Raw genomic sequence first — 21,371 nt, 5'->3', positions numbered from 1 at the left:
TAGTAGAAATGGAAGTTCGTGAACTTCTTTCTACTTATGACTTCCCAGGTGATGACACTCCAGTTATCCGTGGTTCAGCTCTTCTTGCACTTAACGGTGACGCTGGTCAGTATGGCGAAGAAGCAGTTGTTGCTCTTGTTGACGCACTTGACACTTACATTCCAGAGCCAGTACGTGCAATCGACCAAGCATTCTTAATGCCAATCGAAGACGTATTCTCTATTTCTGGTCGTGGTACAGTAGTAACTGGCCGTGTAGAAACTGGTATTGTGAAAGTAGGCGAATCAGTTGAAATCGTTGGTATCCGTGATACTCAAGTAACTACAGTTACTGGCGTAGAAATGTTCCGTAAACTTCTAGACGAAGGTCGTGCGGGCGAGAACTGTGGTGTTCTTCTACGTGGTACTAAGCGTGAAGACGTACAACGTGGTCAAGTACTTGCTAAACCAGGTGCAATCAAGCCGCACACTAAATTCGATGCAGAAGTATACGTACTTTCTAAAGAAGAAGGTGGTCGTCACACTCCATTCCTTAACGGTTACCGTCCACAGTTCTACTTCCGTACAACTGACGTAACTGGCGCGATCAAATTACAAGATGGCGTTGAAATGGTTATGCCTGGTGACAACGTAGAAATGTCAGTAGAATTAATCCACCCAATCGCAATGGACCCAGGTCTACGTTTTGCGATCCGTGAAGGTGGTCGTACAGTTGGTGCTGGTGTAGTTGCTAAAGTAACTGCATAATTATAAAATAAAATTACAAATTGGGGTTTCGGCTCCAATTTGTTTTGCAGGTCAGTAGTTCAATTGGTAGAGCGTCGGTCTCCAAAACCGAATGTTGGGGGTTCGAGTCCCTCCTGGCCTGCCAACTTTTTTATAAAAGACGCTTGATGTCGGCAAAACTGGTCATATAATAAGTCGCGAAACCTACGACGAGTACAAAAATGTCGAATGAAAAATTACGCGACGCACAAAGCGACGCGGCAATCCCTCAAAGAAATAATTCTGCTGAAGTAGTTAAATCTGGTTCTCCCCTAGACGTCGTCTTATGGATTATCGCATTGATTTTATTAATTGGTGCGACCATGGTGAATCAACACCTACCAGCGTATTGGGCACCAGCCAACGATATCTGGGTGCGCGTTGGGGTAATTTTGGCTTGTATCATCGTGGCATTCGGTTTATTATACGCCACCCATCAAGGCAAAGGCTTTGCTCGTTTGTTGAAAGACTCACGAATTGAGCTGCGTCGAGTGACTTGGCCAACGAAGCAAGAGACCATGACCACATCTTGGCAGGTGCTTGCGGTTGTAGTTGTTGCATCCATTTTATTATGGTGTTTTGACTACATTTTGGGCTGGTTAATGAAGTTTATTATCGGGTAAGAGAGCTATGAAACGTTGGTACATTATTCATGCCTATTCAGGCTATGAAAAACAAGTGATGCGTTCACTTAATGATCGAATCCAGCGTAGCGCTGTAGCCGATAGCTTTGGTGAAGTCCTTGTTCCTACCGAAGAAGTGGTAGAAATGAAGGATGGTAAGAAACGTAAATCTGAACGTAAGTTCTTTCCAGGCTATGTATTGGTCGAAATGGAAATGAATGATGAAACTTGGCACATTGTTAAAGAATGTCCAAAAGTTTTAGGTTTTATTGGTGGTACGGCTGAGAAACCGGCGCCAATTACCCAACGTGAAGCAGATGCGATTCTTGCTCGTGTACGCAATACTGGTGAAGCACCACGTCCGAAGACGATGTTTGAACCAGGCGAAGAATTACTCGTAATTGACGGTCCATTCACAGACTTTAAAGGTGTGGTGGAAGAAGTTCTATACGAAAAGTCACGTTTAACGTTGACCATTAATGTATTTAATCGACCAACTCAGGTTGAGCTGGAATTTCGCCAAGTCGAAAAATCAGTTTAATTGGATATGGTTGAAAAACGCCTGGCTTATTTATAAGTCAGGCATTGTTGTTGTAACGGTATCGTTACTTAGAAATTGGGGAGCCTTCATCGGCGTTTGTACCCAGAGGTAATTTGAAATGGCTAAGAAGATTGACGGCTATATCAAGCTGCAAGTTCCAGCTGGTAAAGCGAATCCATCTCCACCGATTGGTCCTGCATTGGGTCAACGTGGTGTTAACATCATGGCATTCTGTAAAGAATTCAATGCTGCGACACAAAAACTTGAAGTTGGTTTACCAATTCCAGTCGTGATCACTGTGTACAACGACAAGTCGTTCACATTCATCATGAAAACTCCTCCTGCATCTATTCTTCTTAAGAAAGCTGCTGGTATCCAAAAGGGTTCTGCTGTACCTAACAAAACTAAAGTTGGTAAGTTGACTCGTGCTCAATTGGAAGAAATCGCGACTACTAAAGAACCAGATTTAACTGGTGCTGATTTAGACGCACGTGTTCGTACCATCGCTGGTTCTGCACGTTCTATGGGCTTGGAAGTGGAGCTATAAGACATGGCAAAGTTAACTAAACGTCAAAAAGCCATTGCTGCTGCTATTGAAGCAAACAAAGTTTACACTTTAGAAGAAGCAGTAGCTGTTCTTGCTGGTCTTCCTGCTGCGAAATTCAAAGAATCTTTGGATGTTGCGGTAAACCTAGGTGTTGACCCTCGTAAATCTGACCAAGTTGTTCGTGGCGCGACTACACTTCCTGCAGGTACTGGTAAAACTGTACGTGTAGCTGTGTTTGCTCAAGGCGCTGCTGCTGAAGCTGCTAAAGCTGAAGGCGCGGACATCGTTGGTTTTGATGACCTTGCTGAAAGCATCCAAGCGGGTAATCTTGACTTTGACGTAGTGATTGCTGCTCCTGATGCAATGCGCGTTGTTGGTAAGTTGGGTACGATTCTTGGTCCACGTGGCTTAATGCCAAACCCTAAAGTGGGTACTGTAACTCCTGACGTAGCTGGTGCAGTTAAAAATGCAAAAGCTGGTCAAGCACGTTACCGTGTAGACAAAGCGGGTATTATCCACGCTGCGATCGGTCAAGTAGATTTCTCTGCTGAAGCTGTTCGTCAAAACGTTGAAACTTTGATTGCAGACTTGAAAAAGTTAAAGCCTGCGACATCTAAAGGTGTATACATCAAAAAGATCACTTTGAGCTCAACTATGGGTCCTGGTCTTGTTGTTGATGTAAGCAACGTTTCTAACTAAGTTTTACTTAGACAGAATTTTAAAGCCCTGAGTAATATTTGAAGCGCTGCTTCAAATATTACGCAAGAGAAACCAGTTTCGGACTACTTGCAAACTTAGGCAAACTTTGAATTGGTAAATGTAGATTTATCAGCGTCAAAGACCTCAGGCGAGAGTAATTTCGATTACTTTCTTAATTTCCCAGCCTGAGTAGACGCGGTGGTGTGATTTGTTCATCCTCCGCGTGTAAGTTCAGTGATGAACTTGCGAATTGGGAGTGTACTTCGCGTAAGTACATAAATCACCGTTAGGAGGTTTTACAATGGCTCTTCTTATCGAAGGCAAAAAACAGATCGTTGCTGAAGTAACTGAAGTTGCTTCTACTGCGTTTGCTGCTGTTGTTGCTGACTACCAAGGTTTAACTGTTGAGCAATTAACTGCTCTTCGTGTTGAAGCTCGTAAGTTAGGTGTTGCTACACGTGTTGTACGTAATACTTTGGCTAAACGCGCTCTTCAAGATACTCCATTCAATATCTTGAACGACAACCTTGTTGGCCCAACAATTTTAGCTTTCTCAACTTCTGCAGATGATATGGGTGCTGCGGCACGCTTATTCGAAGAATTTGCGAAAACTAACAAAGCATTTGAACTTAAAGCTGCTGCATTTGAAGGCAAACTTTATCAAGGCGAAGAAGTTAGCGTTATCGCGAATCTTCCAAACCAAGAGAAAGCGCTTACTATGCTTGCAAGCGTTCTTCAAGCTCCTATTTCGAAATTGGGTCGCTTACTTACAGCGCTTCAAGAGAAAAACGAGTCAGAAGCTGCATAAGCTCAAACTTAAACACACATCATTCAATACCCATTTGGAGTTACTCTCATGGCTTTAACAAACGAAGAAATCTTAAACGCAGTTGCTGAAAAAACTGTTCTTGAACTTGTTGAACTTATTTCTGCTTTCGAAGAAAAATTCAACGTATCTGCTGCTGCTGTAGCTGTAGCTGCAGGTCCTGCTGCTGCTGCTGCTGAAGAGCAATCAGAATTCAACGTTGAGTTGACTTCTTTCGGCGCGAACAAAGTAGCTGTGATTAAAGCAGTTCGTGAAATCACTGGTCTTGGCTTGAAAGAAGCTAAAGACATGGTTGAAGGCGCTCCTTCAGTTCTTAAAGAAGCAGTTTCTAAAGAAGAAGCTGAAGAACTTAAGAAAAAACTTGAAGAAACTGGTGCTACTATTACTATTAAGTAATGTTACCAGGGGGGGAATATTAATTTCACCCCAAAAATTGGCTGATGGCTCTTGGGTCATCAGCCTTTTTGCGTTACAATAATCGGCTCGATTTTTGTTTGCTTGGTGGAAAATCCATCAAATTAAAATAAAGAAAAGAATCAAACGCTTACCAATATTTTTCAAATTTAAAAATATTGGTAAGCGTTTCAATACCACTGAAAATTGCAGCATTTGTAAAAAGTGGTGGCCATATCGGCCTGCGTAATTCCTTCTGAGCCCGTTCTGCAGGCGGGCTCGGTTTACTTTCCGAGGACTCCAGATGGCATACTCATATACCGAAAAGAAACGGATCCGTAAGAATTTTGGTAAATTGCCTAGTGTTATGGATGCTCCGTACTTGCTCGCGATTCAAGTCGACTCGTACAGAACATTTTTACAAGATGGCAAATCACCAAAAAACCGCGAAGATATCGGTCTGCAAGCCGCGTTTCGTTCAGTTTTTCCTATAGAAAGTTATTCTGGCAATGCTGCTTTAGAATTTGTTGAGTATAGTCTTGGTAAGCCTGAGTTTGATGTACGCGAATGTATTCTTCGTGGCTCAACTTATGCAGCACCAATGCGCGTAAAAATTCGTTTGATCTTAAAAGATCGCGAAACTAAATCAATTAAAGACGTGCGCGAGCAAGAAGTGTACATGGGTGAAATGCCACTCATGACCGATAACGGTACATTCGTTATTAATGGTACTGAGCGTGTAATCGTATCTCAATTACACCGTTCACCAGGCGTGTTCTTTGACCACGATAAAGGCAAAACCCACTCTAGTGGTAAAGTGCTTTATTCTGCACGTATTATTCCTTACCGTGGTTCATGGTTAGACTTCGAATTTGACGCAAAAGACCTTGTGTTTGTGCGTATTGACCGTCGTCGTAAGTTACTCGCGACTGTGGTTCTTCGTGCTTTGGGTTATAACAATGCGCAAATCTTAGACTTATTCTATGAAAAAGTGCCTGTATACCTAGACATGGGTAGCTACCAGATTGACCTTGTTCCAGAACGCTTACGTGGTGAAATGGCACAATTTGACATCGTAGACAATGATGGCAAAACCATTGTTGAGCAAGGCAAGCGTATCAACGCGCGTCATGTGCGTCAAATGGAAGCTGCTGGCCTAGAAAAGCTTTCTGTGCCTGATGAGTACTTATACGAGCGTATTACTGCAGAAGACATTCCACTTAAAGATGGTGATGTGATTGCAGCAAACACCTTGTTAAGCCATGAAATTATGGTGAAATTGGCTGAAGGTGGTGTTAAACAATTTAACATTCTATTCACCAACGATATCGACCGTGGTTCATTCGTTGCAGATACTCTACGTGCAGATACCACGACAGGTCGTGAAGAAGCATTGGTAGAAATCTACAAAGTAATGCGTCCAGGCGAGCCACCAACGAAAGAAGCGGCTGAAAACTTATTCAATAACTTGTTCTTCTCTTCTGAACGTTATGACCTCTCTCCAGTCGGTCGTATGAAGTTCAACCGTCGCTTGGGTCGTCCTTACGAAGTGGGTACGGACCAGAAGTCTCGTGAAGTTGAAGGCATTTTGTCGAACGAAGATATCACTGATGTACTCAAAACATTGGTTGAAATCCGTAACGGTAAAGGTGAAGTCGATGATATCGACCACTTGGGTAACCGTCGCGTGCGTTCAGTAGGTGAAATGACTGAAAACCAATTCCGTGTTGGTCTAGTTCGTGTAGAACGTGCTGTTAAAGAACGTTTAAGCCAAGCTGAAACAGATAACTTGTCTCCGCAAGATTTGATCAATGCGAAACCAGTGGCTGCTGCAATCAAAGAATTCTTTGGTTCAAGCCAGTTATCTCAGTTCATGGACCAAAACAACCCATTGTCTGAGATTACGCACAAACGTCGTGTATCGGCGCTTGGTCCCGGTGGTTTGACACGTGAACGTGCAGGCTTTGAGGTACGTGACGTACACCAAACTCACTACGGTCGTGTATGTCCAATTGAAACGCCGGAAGGTCCAAACATTGGTTTGATCAACTCGCTTTCTGTTTATGCGAAATGTAACAATTTCGGTTTCTTAGAAACACCATACCGTAAAGTGGTTGATGGTCGTGTAACGGATGAAGTTGAGTATTTATCTGCAATTGAAGAAGTAGGTACTGTGATTGCACAGGCCGATTCTGGCGTAGATAAAGACGGTAACTTAACAGAAGAATTTGTTTCTGTACGTCACCAAGGTGATTTCGTACGTATGCCGCCTGAAAAAGTGACGCATATGGACGTTTCTGCACAGCAGGTTGTTTCTGTTGCTGCATCACTAATTCCATTCCTTGAACACGATGACGCCAACCGTGCATTGATGGGTTCAAACATGCAGCGTCAAGCTGTGCCTACATTGATTGCTGACAAACCGCTTGTAGGTACAGGCATGGAAGCAAATGTAGCGCATGACTCTGGTGTGTGTGTGATTGCGGGTCGTGGTGGTCGTATCGAGTTTGTCGATGCTTCACGTGTCGTGATTCGTGTCAACGAAGACGAAATGGTTGCAGGCGAGGCAGGTGTAGATATCTATAACCTGATCAAATATACACGTTCGAACCAAAACACTTGTATTAACCAAAAAGTTCTTGTGAAACTTGGTGATAAAGTGGGTCGTGGCGATGTATTGGCTGATGGTCCATCAACAGATGGCGGTGAGCTTGCACTCGGTCAAAACATGCGCGTTGCGTTCATGACGTGGAATGGTTACAACTATGAAGACTCGATCTTACTTTCAGAGCGCGTACTTCAAGAAGATCGTTTAACCTCAATTCACATTCAAGAATTATCATGTGTTGCACGTGATACGAAATTGGGTGCGGAAGAGATCACAGCGGATATCCCGAATGTGGGTGAAGCTGCACTGTCTAAGCTTGATGAATCAGGTATCGTATATATCGGTGCTGAAGTGACTGCTGGCGATATCCTTGTAGGTAAAGTAACGCCTAAAGGTGAAACACAGTTAACACCAGAAGAAAAATTGCTTCGTGCAATCTTCGGTGAAAAAGCAGCTGACGTAAAAGACTCATCTTTACGTGTTCCATCAGGTACCAAAGGTACAGTGATTGACGTTCAAGTGTTTACACGTGATGGTCTTGAAAAAGACGAACGTGCTCAAGCAATTGAAAAAGCTCAGCTTGATTCATACCGTAAAGACTTGAAAGAAGAATACAAAATCTTCGAAGAAGCAGCACGTGAACGTATTGTTCGTTTGTTGACAGGTCAAGAGTCTAACGGTGGTGGTACAACCAAGCGCGGCGATAAGCTTTCTGCTGACGTATTGTCTGGTTTAGAGTTGGTTGATTTACTTGAAATCCAACCGACTGATGAAGCTATTGCAGAGCGTTTAACTCAAATTCAAGTATTCTTGAAAGAGAAGAGTTTTGAAATTGATGAGAAATTTGCAGAGAAAAAACGCAAACTTTCTACAGGTGATGAATTAACAACAGGTGTATTGAAAGTTGTTAAGGTTTACTTGGCTGTTAAACGTCGCATCCAACCGGGTGATAAGATGGCGGGTCGTCACGGTAACAAGGGTGTTGTTTCTAACATCTTACCTGTTGAAGACATGCCGCACGATGCCAATGGTGTTCCAGTCGACATCGTATTGAACCCACTGGGTGTACCGTCACGTATGAACGTGGGTCAGATTCTAGAGACTCACTTAGGTATGGCAGCGAAAGGTCTTGGCGAAGAAATCGACAAGATGTTAAAAGCGCAACGTACTGTACTTGAGCTTCGTGGATTCTTAGACAAGATTTATAACAAAGTTGGTGGCGAGCAAGAAGATCTTGATAGCTTAACTGATGATGAAATTTTGGTGCTTTCGGGTAACTTACGTGCGGGTGTTCCACTTGCAACGCCAGTATTCGATGGTGCTGAAGAATCACAAATTAAAGACTTGTTAGAGCTTGCGAACATTTCACGTACTGGTCAAACAGTATTGTATGATGGTCGTACAGGTGAACAGTTTGACCGTCCTGTAACTGTAGGTTACATGTATATGTTGAAACTGAACCACTTGGTAGATGACAAGATGCACGCGCGTTCTACTGGTTCTTACTCATTAGTAACTCAACAGCCGCTTGGTGGTAAAGCACAATTCGGTGGTCAGCGTTTCGGTGAGATGGAAGTCTGGGCGCTTGAAGCATATGGCGCAGCTTACACGCTTCAAGAAATGCTTACTGTTAAGTCGGATGACGTTGAAGGTCGTACCCGTATCTATAAGAACATTGTAGATGGTAACCATTATATGGACCCAGGTATGCCTGAATCGTTCAACGTATTGACCAAAGAGATCCGTTCTTTAGGTATCAACATTGAACTGAAAAATGGTGACTAAGTTTCTCCATTGAATCTCCCCAATCTCTCTTGTTCAAAGAGAGGCTTCCTCGAAAGGGAAGCGGGGAGATTTCTCAGTTAAAAAACAATATTTGTGACCCAGTTGTGTAGTGAAAGTCTCCACAACACACGGAGAAAAAAATTGAAAGACTTGCTCGATATCATGCGCAAAAAGACGGATTCAGATGGTCATGCTCCAGTTGAGTTTGATCGCATCCGTATTGGTCTTGCGTCACCAGAAATGATTAAGTCATGGTCTCATGGTGAAGTTAAAAAGCCTGAAACCATTAACTATCGTACGTTCAAACCAGAACGTGATGGTTTATTCTGTGCCAAAATTTTTGGCCCAGTCAAAGATTACGAATGCTTGTGTGGTAAATACAAGCGTATGAAATACAAAGGCGTCATTTGTGAAAAATGTGGCGTTGAAGTAACAACTGCGAAAGTTCGTCGTGAGCGTATGGGTCACATCGAGCTGGCTTCTCCAGTTGCACATATTTGGTTCTTAAAATCACTTCCGAGCCGTATTGGTCTATTATTAGACATGACTTTACGTGATATCGAACGTGTATTGTATTTCGAATCTTACGTAGTAACTGACCCAGGTATGACTCCATTTGAGAAATACCAACTTTTAAACGATGAAGAATACTTCAACGCTTTAGAAGAACACGGTGATGAATTCACTGCGAAAATGGGTGCAGAAGCTGTTCAAGACTTGTTAAAAGACATCGATCTTGAAAACGAAATTTCACGTTTACGTGAAGAAATTCCAAACACAACGTCTGAGACTAAGCTTAAAAAAGCATCGAAACGTTTGAAGTTGATGGAAGCGTTTAAAGAGTCAAACAACAAGCCAGAATGGATGGTGATGAATGTACTTCCAGTACTTCCACCAGATCTTCGTCCGTTAGTACCACTTGAAGGTGGTCGTTTCGCGACTTCTGATTTGAACGACCTTTACCGTCGTGTGATCAACCGTAACAACCGTTTAAAGCGTCTTCTTGACCTTGCAGCGCCAGACATTATCGTACGTAATGAAAAACGTATGTTACAAGAGTCTGTCGATGCATTGTTAGACAACGGTCGTCGTGGTCGTGCAATCACGGGTTCGAACAAGCGTCCATTGAAATCTTTGGCTGACATGATCAAAGGTAAACAAGGTCGTTTCCGTCAAAACTTACTTGGTAAGCGTGTTGACTATTCGGGTCGTTCGGTAATTACTGTAGGTCCTACTTTACGTTTGCACCAATGTGGTCTTCCGAAGAAAATGGCACTTGAATTATTCAAGCCATTCATTTTCGCGAAACTACAAGCATCTGGCCAAGCAACAACCATTAAAGCTGCGAAGAAAATGGTTGAGCGCGAAACGCCAGAAGTTTGGGACGTTCTTGCTCACGTGATTCGTCAACACCCTGTGATGTTGAACCGTGCGCCTACACTTCACCGTTTGGGTCTTCAAGCATTTGAACCGATCCTGATTGAAGGTAAAGCGATCCGTCTTCACCCACTCGTTTGTGCTGCGTTTAACGCCGACTTCGACGGTGACCAAATGGCGGTACACGTACCATTAACGCTTGAAGCGCAGTTAGAAGCGCGTGCGTTAATGATGTCGACCAACAACATCTTGTCTCCAGCGAACGGTGAGCCAATCATCGTACCGTCTCAGGACGTTGTCTTAGGCTTGTATTACATCACTCGTGATGCGATCAATGCCAAAGGTGAAGGCATGGTGTTTGCAGATACTCACGAAGTTAACCGTGCACTTGCAACAGGTCAGGTAAATTTACACGCTCGCGTAAAAGCACGTGTACACCAGACTGTGATTGATGAAAATGGTAACCGTGAACAGCAAACAATTGTTGTGGATACAACACCAGGTCGCTGCTTACTTTGGGAAGTTGTGCCAGAAGGTATGGATTTCCAACAAATCAACGTTGAGATGACCAAGAAAAACATCTCTAAATTGATTAACTCTTGCTACCGTAAATTGGGTCTTAAAGATACCGTGATCTTTGCTGACCAATTGATGTACTTAGGTTTCCGTCAAGCGACACGTTCAGGCGTATCGGTAGGTATGGAAGACATGGTTATTCCACCTGCGAAGTACTCAATTATTGAAAAAGCGGAAGTTGAAGTTCGTGAAATTGAGCAACAGTTCGAACAAGGTTTCGTAACTGCTGGTGAGCGTTATAACAAAGTTGTCGATATTTGGGCACGTACCAACGACCAAGTAGCGAAAGCGATGATGGACAACTTGTCTTTTACCACTGTTAAAAACAAACAGGGTGAAGATGAGAAGCAAAAATCATTCAACTCGATCTATATGATGTCTGACTCAGGTGCCCGTGGTTCGGCAGCTCAGATTCGTCAGTTAGCGGGTATGCGTGGTTTGATGGCGAAACCAGATGGTTCGATCATTGAAACCCCAATTAAAGCGAACTTCCGTGAAGGTTTGACAGTACTTCAGTACTTCATTTCAACACACGGTGCACGTAAAGGTTTGGCCGATACAGCACTGAAAACAGCAAACTCTGGTTACTTGACACGTCGTCTTGTAGACGTAGCGCAAGACTTGGTAATTACTGAGCCTGACTGTGGTACTTTGGGCGGTCTTGTAATGACTCCGTTCATTCAAGGCGGTGACGTAATCGAGAACTTAGGTACTCGAGTACTGGGCCGTGTTGTTGCTGAAGATGTGAAGAAAGCAGGTTCTGACGACGTTATCCTGCCACGTAATACTTTGATTGATGAGAAACTTGCAAACTTCCTAGAAGAGCAAGGTGTCGATGAAGTTAAAGTACGTTCAGTGGTTGCGTGTGAATCAACATTCGGCGTATGTGCGAAATGTTATGGTCGTGACCTTGCACGTGGTCATCAGGTGAACCCTGGTGAGTCGGTGGGTGTTATGGCTGCACAATCGATTGGTGAGCCGGGTACACAGTTAACAATGCGTACCTTCCACGTAGGTGGTGCTGCAAGCCGAACGTCTGCTGCAAACAGCGTACAAGTACGTAACAAAGGTACCGTACGTTTCCACAATGTGAAAACAGTACAACATGCCAAAGGTCACTTGGTATCGACTTCTCGTTCAGGCGAAATCGGTATTGCGGATGATTTAGGTCGTGAGCGTGAGCGTTATAAACTGCCATACGGTGCGTCTATCTTGCTGAAAGATGGCGAAGCTGTAGAAGCTGGCGGTATCGTGGCGACTTGGGATCCGCACACCCACCCACTTGTAACAGAGGTTGCAGGTAAAGTGCGTTTCAGCCAAATCGCTGATGGCGTAACTGTTACATCGAAAACTGATGATGCAACAGGTATGACGACGATTGAAATTTTACCTGTGACTGCACGTCCTGCGTCTGGTAAAGATTTACGTCCTGCGGTTGTTCTTGATACGACGGATGGTGGTGAGCAGTTCTACTTCCTACCACAAAACACGATTCTTTCTGTCCGTGATGGCGAAACAATTGGTGTAGGTGACGTTATTGGTCGTGTACCACAAGAAACTTCACGTACTCGTGACATTACCGGTGGTCTACCGCGTGTAGCTGACTTGTTCGAAGCGCGCAAACCGAAAGAGCATGCAATTCTTGCTGAAATTTCAGGTGTTGTAAGCTTTGGTAAAGAGACTAAAGGTAAGAACCGTTTAGTGATTACTCCAGATGATGGTTCTGAGATTTACGAAGAACTGATTCCAAAATGGCGTACCATGAACGTGTTCGAAGGCGAACATGTGAACCGTGGTGAGACTGTTTCTGACGGTCCACAGAACCCACATGACATCTTACGTTTGAAAGGCGAAGTTGCGCTGACCAACTACATCGTGAACGAAGTTCAAGACGTCTACCGTCTGCAAGGTGTAAAAATCAACGACAAGCACATTGAAGTGATCGTACGTCAAATGTTGCGTAAAGTTGATATCACTGATGGTGGTGATACAAGCTTCATTAAAGGCGAGCAAGTGGATTACATCCGCGTGATGCAAGAGAACCAAGCTGTTCTTGCGCAAAACAAGTTCCCAGCGAAGTTTGAACGTCAATTGATGGGTATTACTAAAGCGTCGCTTTCTACTGACTCGTTCATCTCTGCTGCATCGTTCCAGGAAACCACACGTGTGTTGACTGAAGCGGCTGTAACAGGTAAAGAAGATGATTTACGTGGCTTGAAAGAGAACGTAGTTGTAGGTCGTTTGATTCCTGCAGGTACCGGTCTTGCGTATCACTTAGAGCGTCGTCGTCAAGAAGCTGAAGCTGCAGAGCATGAGCTTGTAAATGACTTCTCTGATGTTGATCAAGCATTAAGCCAAGCATTTAGCGATGAGTTTAACGGTCTATAATTAGCCCTTTAAATGCATGAAAAAGCCACCTTCGGGTGGCTTTTTTTATATACTTGAAAAATAATATTTAATTTTTTTGGGGGATATAGTGAATTTAGAAAAAGAACTAGAAGATTTAGAGATCGAAAGTATAAAAATAAGTGCTTTGGATAAGCATTATGAAGATTTTAATCGAGGATTAGAGGCATATGATAATGGGGATCATGAGCAAGCTATTTTATGTTTTAAACAAATTACTACAGAAATTGATAGTGAATTATATGCAAAAGCACAGTTAGTATTAGGAATGATTTATGCTGAGAAAGACCACACTAAAGGTGCTATTGAATGCTGGAAGCAAGTACCAGAAAGTGAGATGGATATATATGCACAAACTCAATTTAATTTAGGGATTATTTACCAAAAGTTAGGAAGTTATGAAAAAGCAATAGAATACTGGAAACAAGTTCCAAAGACGAAAAGTGATTTGTATGCAAATGCTATTTTTAATATAGGTATTGTATATCAAGAACAAGGAGATCTTGAGAAGGCAATAGAGTTTTGGAGACAAGTACCTGACAATGAAGTTCAGACTTATGCCCAAGCCCAATTTAATTTAGGACTTGCTTATCAAAAGTTAGATGATTGTGAAAAGGCAATAGAACACTGGAAAAAGATACCAAAGAATAGAAGTGCTTTGTATGCAGATGCTATTTTTAATATAGGTATTGTTTATCGAGAACAAGGAGATTTAAGGAGGGCAATAGAATTTTGGAAAAAAGTACCTGACAGTGAAAGTAAGAACTATGCCCAAGCTCAATTTATTTTAGGTTTGACTTTCCAAGAACTAGGAGATATCAAGAAAGCAATAAAGCATTGGAATAAGGTATCTGAAAGTCAAATAAAATTGTATGTTCAGGCCCAGTTTAATTTAAGTGCGACATATGAGATATCTCAAAACTTTGAAAAGGAAATAGAACATTTATTGCGAGTACCTAGCAGTGAGGAAAAGTTTTATGCTCGAGCACAAGTAGACTTAGGTACTTCATATCAAAAGATGGGGAATATTGATAAAACAATAGAATGTTGGCAAAAAATTCCTGATAGTGCAGGTGAGGATTATGCAATAGCTCAATTAAAGTTAGGTTTTTTATATTATGATCATAAGAAAATTGAAGAAGCAATTTCATGTTGGCTAAGAGTGCCTAAGAGTGAGTTTAATGAATATTCTTTAGCCCAACTATTACTTGGTATAACTTATTTAGATGAAAATGATGTAAATGAAAGAATTTCGAAGTTAGGTAAACATTTGCCTAATATTTCTCAGGAAGCTGAAATTTATAAAAATTTTGGTTATCATATTAGACTTACTTTAAAAATTTTAAATACTATAAGTGATAATAAAAAAATTGATTTTATTGAAATTTTTGAAAAAGTAGAGCAACTATTAAAATACCTGCATGTAAATTCTGAATATGAAAATTTAATTGCCCATTACACTAATTTAACTGTTTCAAAATTATTACTTTCACAAGATAAAGATCAAGAATTTAAATCTCCATTGAGGTTAAATACGATTAACTTGATGAATGATCCTGAGGAAGGCTTATTATTGAATAAATTATTGTGTGTTAATGAAGAAATTACCACTCAAGACTTGGCCTTTATTGCTTGTTTCACTTTACATCATGACTCATTGAATCAATTTAGGCTTTACTCTAAAGAAGGTCAGCAAGAGGCTTCGGGGTTAAGTTTGGTTTTAAATAAAAACTTTTTTTCTAAAGAGCATGATGTGGCACGAATTTATGAAAAAATAGAGTTTGTACCATATAAGAATATAAGTATAGAACAAAAGGATATGGAATTATCAGTTGATATTAATAAAATTGATGCTAATAAGTTTGAGGATATTAAACTTGCAACGATGCCACTTTATCGTTGTATTTATTTTGATCCTACATCAGGTCTCATTAAGATAGCACAACGTGAAGAATGGAGTTTTAGGCGAGAATATAAAGTAGATTGTGAACATCAATGGTTCGATGAAAATCCAAATGCAGATAAAAAATGGAAAGAATATATTAATGGACGGAAAGAGACTAAAAAATATCAGAAGTTGATTGGTATTAAAGAGATTGAAGTGAATGTTCGTGATGGTTTAAAAGCTCTATCAGAATCAATTAAACAAATACAAATTGACAGTTTAAGTAGCGATGAAAAAGAGCTTCTAGCAGAAATTCTTTTACCTTTGCGCTATTTAATGAAACATATGGCATTTAAAGAAGAATAAGAGTGCCGAATTGTTTATGTAACGCAAATGGATAATCCCTTAATACAATATGATGAAAAAATTAATCGTATATTTGTGGATTATGCTCCGTCAATCATGGAATATCTAGAAAAAATATATTTAGCACCGAAAGCTTCAGGTGAAAAAATGGTTTTTGAATACTTATGTTCTCGCGGCCAAATAATTCGAAAAGGTAAAGAGGCAGTCAAAGTCAAAATCTCACAAAATCCATTTCGTTGATTTAGCCACCTTCGGGTAGCTTTTTTTTGTCCTTTTGTTACAAAAGAGGATTTAAGCTTTTATAAATTTCACATTTTTCCTATATTAAAAATATAAGTACACAAATCTCCTTACTACATTAACGATTAAAAAATAGAGGTGGTTCTACATGAAATTGACATCAAAACTATTGGGTTTAAGCTTCTACGCATTTGTGAGCCAAACAATGGCAGCGCCGATGCCGAACACTATCACCGTGGAGGATAAGGCGGTTGTGCCGATTGTCAAAACACAGATTATTCGCAGTGTCGCGGGTCAAGATCCTGTGCGGACGACCGAAGCGACTATTTTTGAAGTGAAAAATGGCGGTAAAGATATTGTGGCACGTGAAGTGGTTCTCGAAGAAAATGCTAGCCAATTTTCAGATAAAAAAATGTCTGCACCGATTGTGCAAAAGGGTAGCGTGATTGTTCCGATATCCAAAGTTGAAGTGAAATCGACTTTGAGTCAAGGTGGTGTAGTCCTCGCAGAAGGTAAGCAAGTTGACGCACAAGGGGTTGAGTTTAAGAAAGGGCAGGAACCTGTACGTAAGGAGCTAAAACTGGATCAAGTGAAAGATCCGAATAGTCAAGAAAGTGTGACGCGTGCAGTGCTCCAAGAAAATGGCACCACCACCAAAGATGTGGTTGTGGTGAAAGAGCCTGAATAAGCTTGAGTTGAATATACTGTATGAGGCCCTCTAAGGAGGGCTTCTTGCTTACAAATTCTCAGCAATAGCACCTGTAATCGTAACATTTCACGGGTTTTAAGTTCATACTGATCTTTTATGCTGTAAGAAATAGCCAATAAGGACAGATCTCATGAAAAAGTATATGAGCATTATTGCAGTGGCAGCTCTTTCGACGATGCTGTTGGCAGGTTGTGAAAATATGAGCGCTTCAGAGCAACGTATTGGGACAGCGGCTTTAGGCGGTGCAGTAGGTGGGGCTGCGGGTAATAGCCTCGGTGGCGGTGTAGGCGCAGCTATTGGTGGTGGTGCTGGCGCGGCTGTGGGCAGTAAAGCTCAAGGTGGCTCAAACCGTAATGCAACTTACAGTGGTGTTGGCGGTGCGATTGGTTCAGCAGTGGGTAAAAGCGTGTTTGGTGGTAATACCGGCGCTGCCATTGGTGGTGCCATCGGCGGTGGCGCAGGCGCAGCAATTGAAGAACGTAAATAATGTTTTAAGTTCAAATGTCCAAAAAAAGCACTTCATGGAAGTGCTTTTTTTATAGCTGTGCCGGTTTAGGTTTTTTACGACGGATATATAAAGTCTTTTCCACTTCTGCAATTCGAATGCCCGCTTCATCATAAATATTTAAGGTATAAATACGATGTACGGGGGCATAGTTGTCGGCTAGTTGTTTCACGGTCGCGATTTCTTGGGCATCAAGGTGAAAGTCTGCATAGACTGTACTGCGCCCTGGGCTGAGAAATTGGATAGAGGCGGCTTTGTCCCAGACAATATACTTATTGCCTAAGTGGTGCATCAGCAGGGTCATATAAAACGGGTCGACCATTGCATATAAACTCCCGCCAAAATGTACGCCGACAATATTTCGATTTTGTCGAGTGAGGGGCATTTTGACGCGAATGTGGTAGTGTTTAAGGTCAAATTTTTCAATTTGAATCCCTGCACCTTTAAAGGGGGCAAAATGATTGAGAAAGTATTTCGCGACAATCGGCTGTGTCACAAGTTTTTTTAAAATGCTCATTTCGGTCAATGGTATCTGATTAACTTCTATCCATACTAGAGAAGATCAAATCAATTGGCATTGATCGTTTTGCCAGTAAAGTATAAAAAACAGTCAATAACAATAAGGAGCTGAATATGGAGCAGCAAAGTTACTGGGTACAAACCACAGACCAACAAAGACTTTATGTGAAAACATGGGGCAATCCGAACAATCCTGCACTGGTCTTGGTGCATGGCTATCCAGATAATCAAGAGGTCTGGGAGCCTGTGATTGGGCATCTGGTGCAAGATTATTATATTGTGACCTATGACGTTCGCGGTGCAGGGATGTCGAGTGTGCCGCGTCGTACACGGGCCTATGCCTTGCCTCAGCTATCGCTAGATTTGGAAAGTGTGGTGAATAGTGTGATTCCGCAGCGTAGCTTTCATCTAGTTGCGCATGACTGGGGGTCGATTCAGTCATGGGAGTCCGCGACTGAGCCAAAATTTAGAGAGCGTATGCTGTCATTTACCACTATTTCAGGCCCATGCTTAGACCATGCTGCATTTTGGATGCGTGAACAGTTCAAACAACACAAGCCTCAATTTTTTAAGCAGTTAACGAAGTCTTGGTACATTGCGGCCTTTCAGTTGCCTTTTTTAGCACCGACTGTATGGCAGTTTTTTAGTCCTGAGCATTGGGGCAAAGTTTTATCGCGTTTAGAAGGACGTTCAGACTTACCGCTGAATCATCATATTGCTGCCGATGGTAAACACGGGGTTGCACTCTACCGAGCTAACTTTATTCCACGTCTGACGAAACCCAGAGAACGCTTTGCCATTTGTCCCGTACAGGCGATTGTGTTGGAGCAAGATCAATTCGTGAGTCCCGCTTTGATCGATGAAATGCCGAAGTGGGTCGAGGATTTTCAACGGGTGAATGTAAATGCCAACCATTGGGCAATCTTGAGCCAGCCTGAGACCATAGCGGGTCTAATTAGCAATTTTGTACGTAAATAATCTCCTTCTTTTACGCTTGCTGTAGTGCTAAAACTAGCCTACAGCAAGCCTGTCCTTATGCAATAGTCAGACCCTAAAGTCACGTAATGGCCGTGGATAAAGCTGATCAAAATACAGTTTCAGCCTATTGGATCTGCTAAAATAGCGTTTTTTTTATCATCTTAAGTTTTCCATGAATGCAGTAGTAATTGCGATTGCCGTGATGTTTATTCTGTCACTGGCACGAGTTTCTGTTGTTCTGACTTTGGTCATTTCAGCAGTTATTGGTGGATTGGTTGCGGGGCTCAGTCTGTCCGATACCGTGAGTGCATTTAATGCAGGTTTAGGTGATGGTGCTGAAGTGGCTTTAGCCTATGCGGTACTCGGTGCCTTTGCTTTGGCACTGTCAAAGTCAGGCTTACCCGATTTATTGGCACATAAACTGATTGGTTTATTGGGGGTAGAAGTTTCACATCAACGTGCGCGTAAAGTGAAATACCTACTGCTGACGATTTTACTTGTTGCGGCCATTTGTTCTCAAAACTTAATTCCAGTCCATATCGCATTTATTCCAGTATTGGTTCCGCCACTGTTAAAAGTGATGAATCACTTGAACTTAGACCGTCGTGCGGCAGCCTGTGTGCTGACTTTAGGTCTGGTCGGCACCTATATTTTCCTGCCTGTTGGTTTTGGTGCGATTTTCCTTGAACAGATTTTGATGGGCAATATCAACAAGATTGGTGCTGCATATAATTTGCATGTTGAACGTTGGATGATGCCAATGGGGATGGCCATTCCTGTTCTGGGCATGGTGATTGGTACTTTAGTGGCAGTATTCGTCAGCTACCGTAAACCGCGTCATTATATTGATCGTGAAGTGGTGCGTGTGACCACGATTGATTTAGATAAACCCGTTCGTGCAGGCGAAGTGAATTTTGCGCAAGATGCGGAAGAATTAAAACGCGAAGCCGAAAATGTCCCTGTGATTGCGAAGAAAACAATCATCATGGCGATCCTTGCGATAGTTTTGACCCTGATTGCGCAGTTGTACTCAGGTTCAATGATCTTAGGGGGATTGGTCGGTTTTGCTGTGTTGTCTGCGGCAGGTATTTTTAAATGGCAAGAAGCCGATGATGTCTTTGTGCAAGGCATGCGCATGATGGCTTTGGTCGGGTTCATCATGATTTCTGCGGCAGGTTTTGCCTCTGTGATGACTCATACTGGTGATATTAACCAGCTGGTCAATGGTGTGGTGCACGTGATTGGGGATAACCATGCTTTAGCGGCGTTCTTAATGCTATTCATTGGTTTATTTGTGACGATCGGTATTGGTTCATCATTTTCAAGTGTCCCAGTCTTGGCTGTGATCTATGTGCCACTTTGTGTGCAGTTTGGTTTCTCACCCCTTGCGACTGTGGCGCTGATTGGTACAGCAGCAGCACTCGGTGATGCAGGTTCTCCAGCTTCAGATTCCACTTTAGGCCCAACAGCAGGTTTGGGTGTGGATGGGCAGCATGATCATATTTGGGATACGGTGGTGCCGACCTTTATTCACTTTAATATTCCGCTCATGATTTTTGGTTGGATTGCGGCCATGGTGTTGTAATTCAAAATCCAATGATTATAAAAGGGCGATTTTAAAATCGCCTTTTTTATTATTTATTCAGATTAAAATAATCGGGTTTATAATGTTAATTCGGATTAAAAAGGTTGGGATTAAAATGTATTTATTTTGATTTTATATTATTAATTTAAAACCAACTAAAATAGTCTATTTAATATTAAAAATTATTAAAAACAATTATTTAAAAAAAGCATTTAAAATACATTATTATTATAATTGCATATTAATTACACTCTTGTTTATGATGAGTTAATGTTAATTTTTATATTAATTATTTTACAAACAGAGGTTGTTTGAAATGTTGAAGCAAATTGCTCTAATTACATTAATGGGTCTTTCTGCATCTGCTGCAATGGCAGGTCAATGGCAAGTCAAAGTCGGTGGATCTGCAATTGCGCCAACGCAGGACACGAAAATTGCGAATGGTACATTAACGGTTGAAGCAGATAGCGAACTCGCGTTTACGCCATCGGTTGAATATTTCTTTAATGACAATATTTCTGCAGAACTGCTATTGGCGACGCCAATTAGCCATGACGTGACAGTAAATGGTAGCAATGCTGTAAAACTTAAGCATTTGCCGCCAACAGTGACTGCAAAATATAACTTTAAAAATTCAACAGGTTTCACGCCTTATATTGGTGTCGGTGCAACAGCATTTATTGCTTGGGATGAAGAAACTTCAGGTGTACTCGCAGGCACTAAAGTTAAAGTCAAAGACGACTACGGCTATGCTGCACAACTTGGTTTTAATTACCAACCTGCTGATGCGAAAAACTGGGGTGTGTTTGTCGATGTTCGTTATGCAGACTTAAACCCAAAAGTTGAAACTGTGGTTGAAAACTTTAAATTAGATATCGATCCAGTGATTTATACCCTCGGTTATAGCTACAAATTTTAATAATCAAAAGTAGCTTTTTTAAGAACCTCATCAATGATGGGGTTTTTTTATGCAAAGACTAAAGTTGAATAGTGGTCAAAGCTGAAATAAATCACGATGATTCAGTATTAAAAGAAAATCATCTATAGAATGGATGGAAATAGAATAAGAGAGTTATAAAAATGAAAGCTATGCTCGGGATCGGTTTAGTCTGTAGTTTGGCGTGGAGCATGCATGCTCAAGCGGCCAGTTTTAATTGTGATAAAGCGAAAACGACGACGGAGCACGCGATCTGTGAACATCGCCAAATCAATGACGCCGATGTGAAAATGGCCACCACTTATACCATTTTAAAACGCCTTGTTCCGATGGGGACGCGTGGCATGATTCAAGATGAGCAAGTGAAATGGTTGAGTCTCCGTGACCGTTGTGGTGCTTCACAAAATTGCCTCATGGATGTGTATAAAATGCGCCAGCAGCAGTTAGAGCTGAATTTAGATCGTATTTACCGTCAGGGCCCATTTTAAAAAAAGCAAAAAAA

At 41.8% G+C, this 21,371-nt stretch carries 17 protein-coding genes and 1 tRNA gene; 17 read left to right on the top strand and 1 reads right to left on the bottom strand.

The genetic code is table 11. The features are described 5' to 3' along the window. The 13 genes from WH214_RS01645 to WH214_RS01585 form a co-directional block, all read left to right on the top strand. A partial coding sequence (locus WH214_RS01645; protein WP_339992740.1) for an EF-Tu C-terminal domain-related protein occupies window positions 1–746 on the top strand: 746 nt, incomplete at its 5' end. Between the two features lie 48 nt (window positions 747–794). Beyond that, window positions 795–870: transfer RNA gene (locus WH214_RS01640), tRNA-Trp, on the top strand. A gap of 76 nt (window positions 871–946) precedes the next feature. Further along, window positions 947–1,387, top strand: coding sequence for a preprotein translocase subunit SecE (secE, locus tag WH214_RS01635; protein WP_004692774.1), 441 nt, complete (start codon window positions 947–949; stop codon window positions 1,385–1,387). A 7-nt stretch (window positions 1,388–1,394) separates the two neighbouring features. Beyond that, window positions 1,395–1,928, top strand: coding sequence for a transcription termination/antitermination protein NusG (gene nusG, locus WH214_RS01630; protein WP_004692772.1), 534 nt, complete (start codon window positions 1,395–1,397; stop codon window positions 1,926–1,928). Window positions 1,929–2,046: 118 nt separating this feature from the next. Next, window positions 2,047–2,475 (top strand): 50S ribosomal protein L11, encoded by a 429-nt coding sequence (rplK, locus tag WH214_RS01625; RefSeq protein WP_004668262.1) that lies wholly within the window; start codon window positions 2,047–2,049, stop codon window positions 2,473–2,475. Window positions 2,476–2,478: 3 nt separating this feature from the next. After that, the gene (gene rplA / locus WH214_RS01620; RefSeq protein WP_004692770.1) at window positions 2,479–3,174 is read left to right on the top strand and encodes a 50S ribosomal protein L1; all 696 of its coding nucleotides are present in this window, start codon (window positions 2,479–2,481) and stop codon (window positions 3,172–3,174) included. Between the two features lie 301 nt (window positions 3,175–3,475). Beyond that, complete coding sequence (rplJ, locus tag WH214_RS01615; protein ID WP_004692769.1) at window positions 3,476–3,982, top strand: 50S ribosomal protein L10; 507 nt, start codon at window positions 3,476–3,478, stop codon at window positions 3,980–3,982. 48 nt (window positions 3,983–4,030) lie between these two features. Next, complete coding sequence (gene rplL, locus WH214_RS01610) at window positions 4,031–4,396, top strand: 50S ribosomal protein L7/L12 (RefSeq protein WP_004692767.1); 366 nt, start codon at window positions 4,031–4,033, stop codon at window positions 4,394–4,396. A 301-nt stretch (window positions 4,397–4,697) separates the two neighbouring features. Next, window positions 4,698–8,786, top strand: coding sequence for a DNA-directed RNA polymerase subunit beta (gene rpoB / locus WH214_RS01605; protein ID WP_062035236.1), 4,089 nt, complete (start codon window positions 4,698–4,700; stop codon window positions 8,784–8,786). Window positions 8,787–8,927: 141 nt separating this feature from the next. Then, window positions 8,928–13,127, top strand: a complete 4,200-nt coding sequence (gene rpoC, locus WH214_RS01600; protein ID WP_010325734.1) for a DNA-directed RNA polymerase subunit beta' — start codon at window positions 8,928–8,930, stop codon at window positions 13,125–13,127. A gap of 88 nt (window positions 13,128–13,215) precedes the next feature. Further along, window positions 13,216–15,396, top strand: a complete 2,181-nt coding sequence (locus WH214_RS01595) for a tetratricopeptide repeat protein (protein WP_339421824.1) — start codon at window positions 13,216–13,218, stop codon at window positions 15,394–15,396. 388 nt (window positions 15,397–15,784) lie between these two features. Then, window positions 15,785–16,324, top strand: coding sequence for a hypothetical protein (locus WH214_RS01590; protein WP_339421823.1), 540 nt, complete (start codon window positions 15,785–15,787; stop codon window positions 16,322–16,324). A 151-nt stretch (window positions 16,325–16,475) separates the two neighbouring features. Continuing rightward, window positions 16,476–16,832 carry a DNA transfer protein p32 gene (locus WH214_RS01585; protein ID WP_176537023.1) on the top strand — a complete coding sequence of 119 codons (357 nt, stop codon included), beginning with the start codon at window positions 16,476–16,478 and terminating at the stop codon, window positions 16,830–16,832. Between the two features lie 49 nt (window positions 16,833–16,881). Here WH214_RS01585 and WH214_RS01580 read toward each other — a convergent pair whose 3' ends face one another. Further along, on the bottom strand, window positions 16,882–17,367 hold the full coding sequence (locus WH214_RS01580; RefSeq protein WP_004978660.1) for a DUF4442 domain-containing protein: 486 nt from the start codon (window positions 17,365–17,367) through the stop codon (window positions 16,882–16,884). A 116-nt stretch (window positions 17,368–17,483) separates the two neighbouring features. Between WH214_RS01580 and WH214_RS01575 the strand changes: the two genes are divergently transcribed. From WH214_RS01575 to WH214_RS01560, 4 genes are all read left to right on the top strand, one after another. Then, window positions 17,484–18,347, top strand: coding sequence for an alpha/beta fold hydrolase (locus WH214_RS01575; RefSeq protein WP_339421822.1), 864 nt, complete (start codon window positions 17,484–17,486; stop codon window positions 18,345–18,347). A gap of 172 nt (window positions 18,348–18,519) precedes the next feature. After that, the gene (locus WH214_RS01570) at window positions 18,520–19,932 is read left to right on the top strand and encodes a Na+/H+ antiporter family protein (RefSeq protein WP_087011145.1); all 1,413 of its coding nucleotides are present in this window, start codon (window positions 18,520–18,522) and stop codon (window positions 19,930–19,932) included. Window positions 19,933–20,248: 316 nt separating this feature from the next. After that, entirely contained in the window at window positions 20,249–20,851 is a 603-nt protein-coding gene (locus WH214_RS01565) for an OmpW/AlkL family protein (RefSeq protein ID WP_201953338.1), read from the top strand. A 161-nt stretch (window positions 20,852–21,012) separates the two neighbouring features. Next, window positions 21,013–21,357, top strand: coding sequence for a lysozyme inhibitor LprI family protein (locus WH214_RS01560; RefSeq protein ID WP_339421821.1), 345 nt, complete (start codon window positions 21,013–21,015; stop codon window positions 21,355–21,357). The last annotated feature ends 14 nt before the right edge of the window (window positions 21,358–21,371 follow it).

Origin of the sequence: Acinetobacter sp. MYb191, from assembly GCF_037572605.1 — a bacterium.
In the GTDB taxonomy this organism is placed as follows: domain Bacteria; phylum Pseudomonadota; class Gammaproteobacteria; order Pseudomonadales; family Moraxellaceae; genus Acinetobacter; species Acinetobacter johnsonii.
Note: the sequence above shows the minus strand (reverse complement) of the source record. Positions and strands in the feature narration are given on the sequence as shown.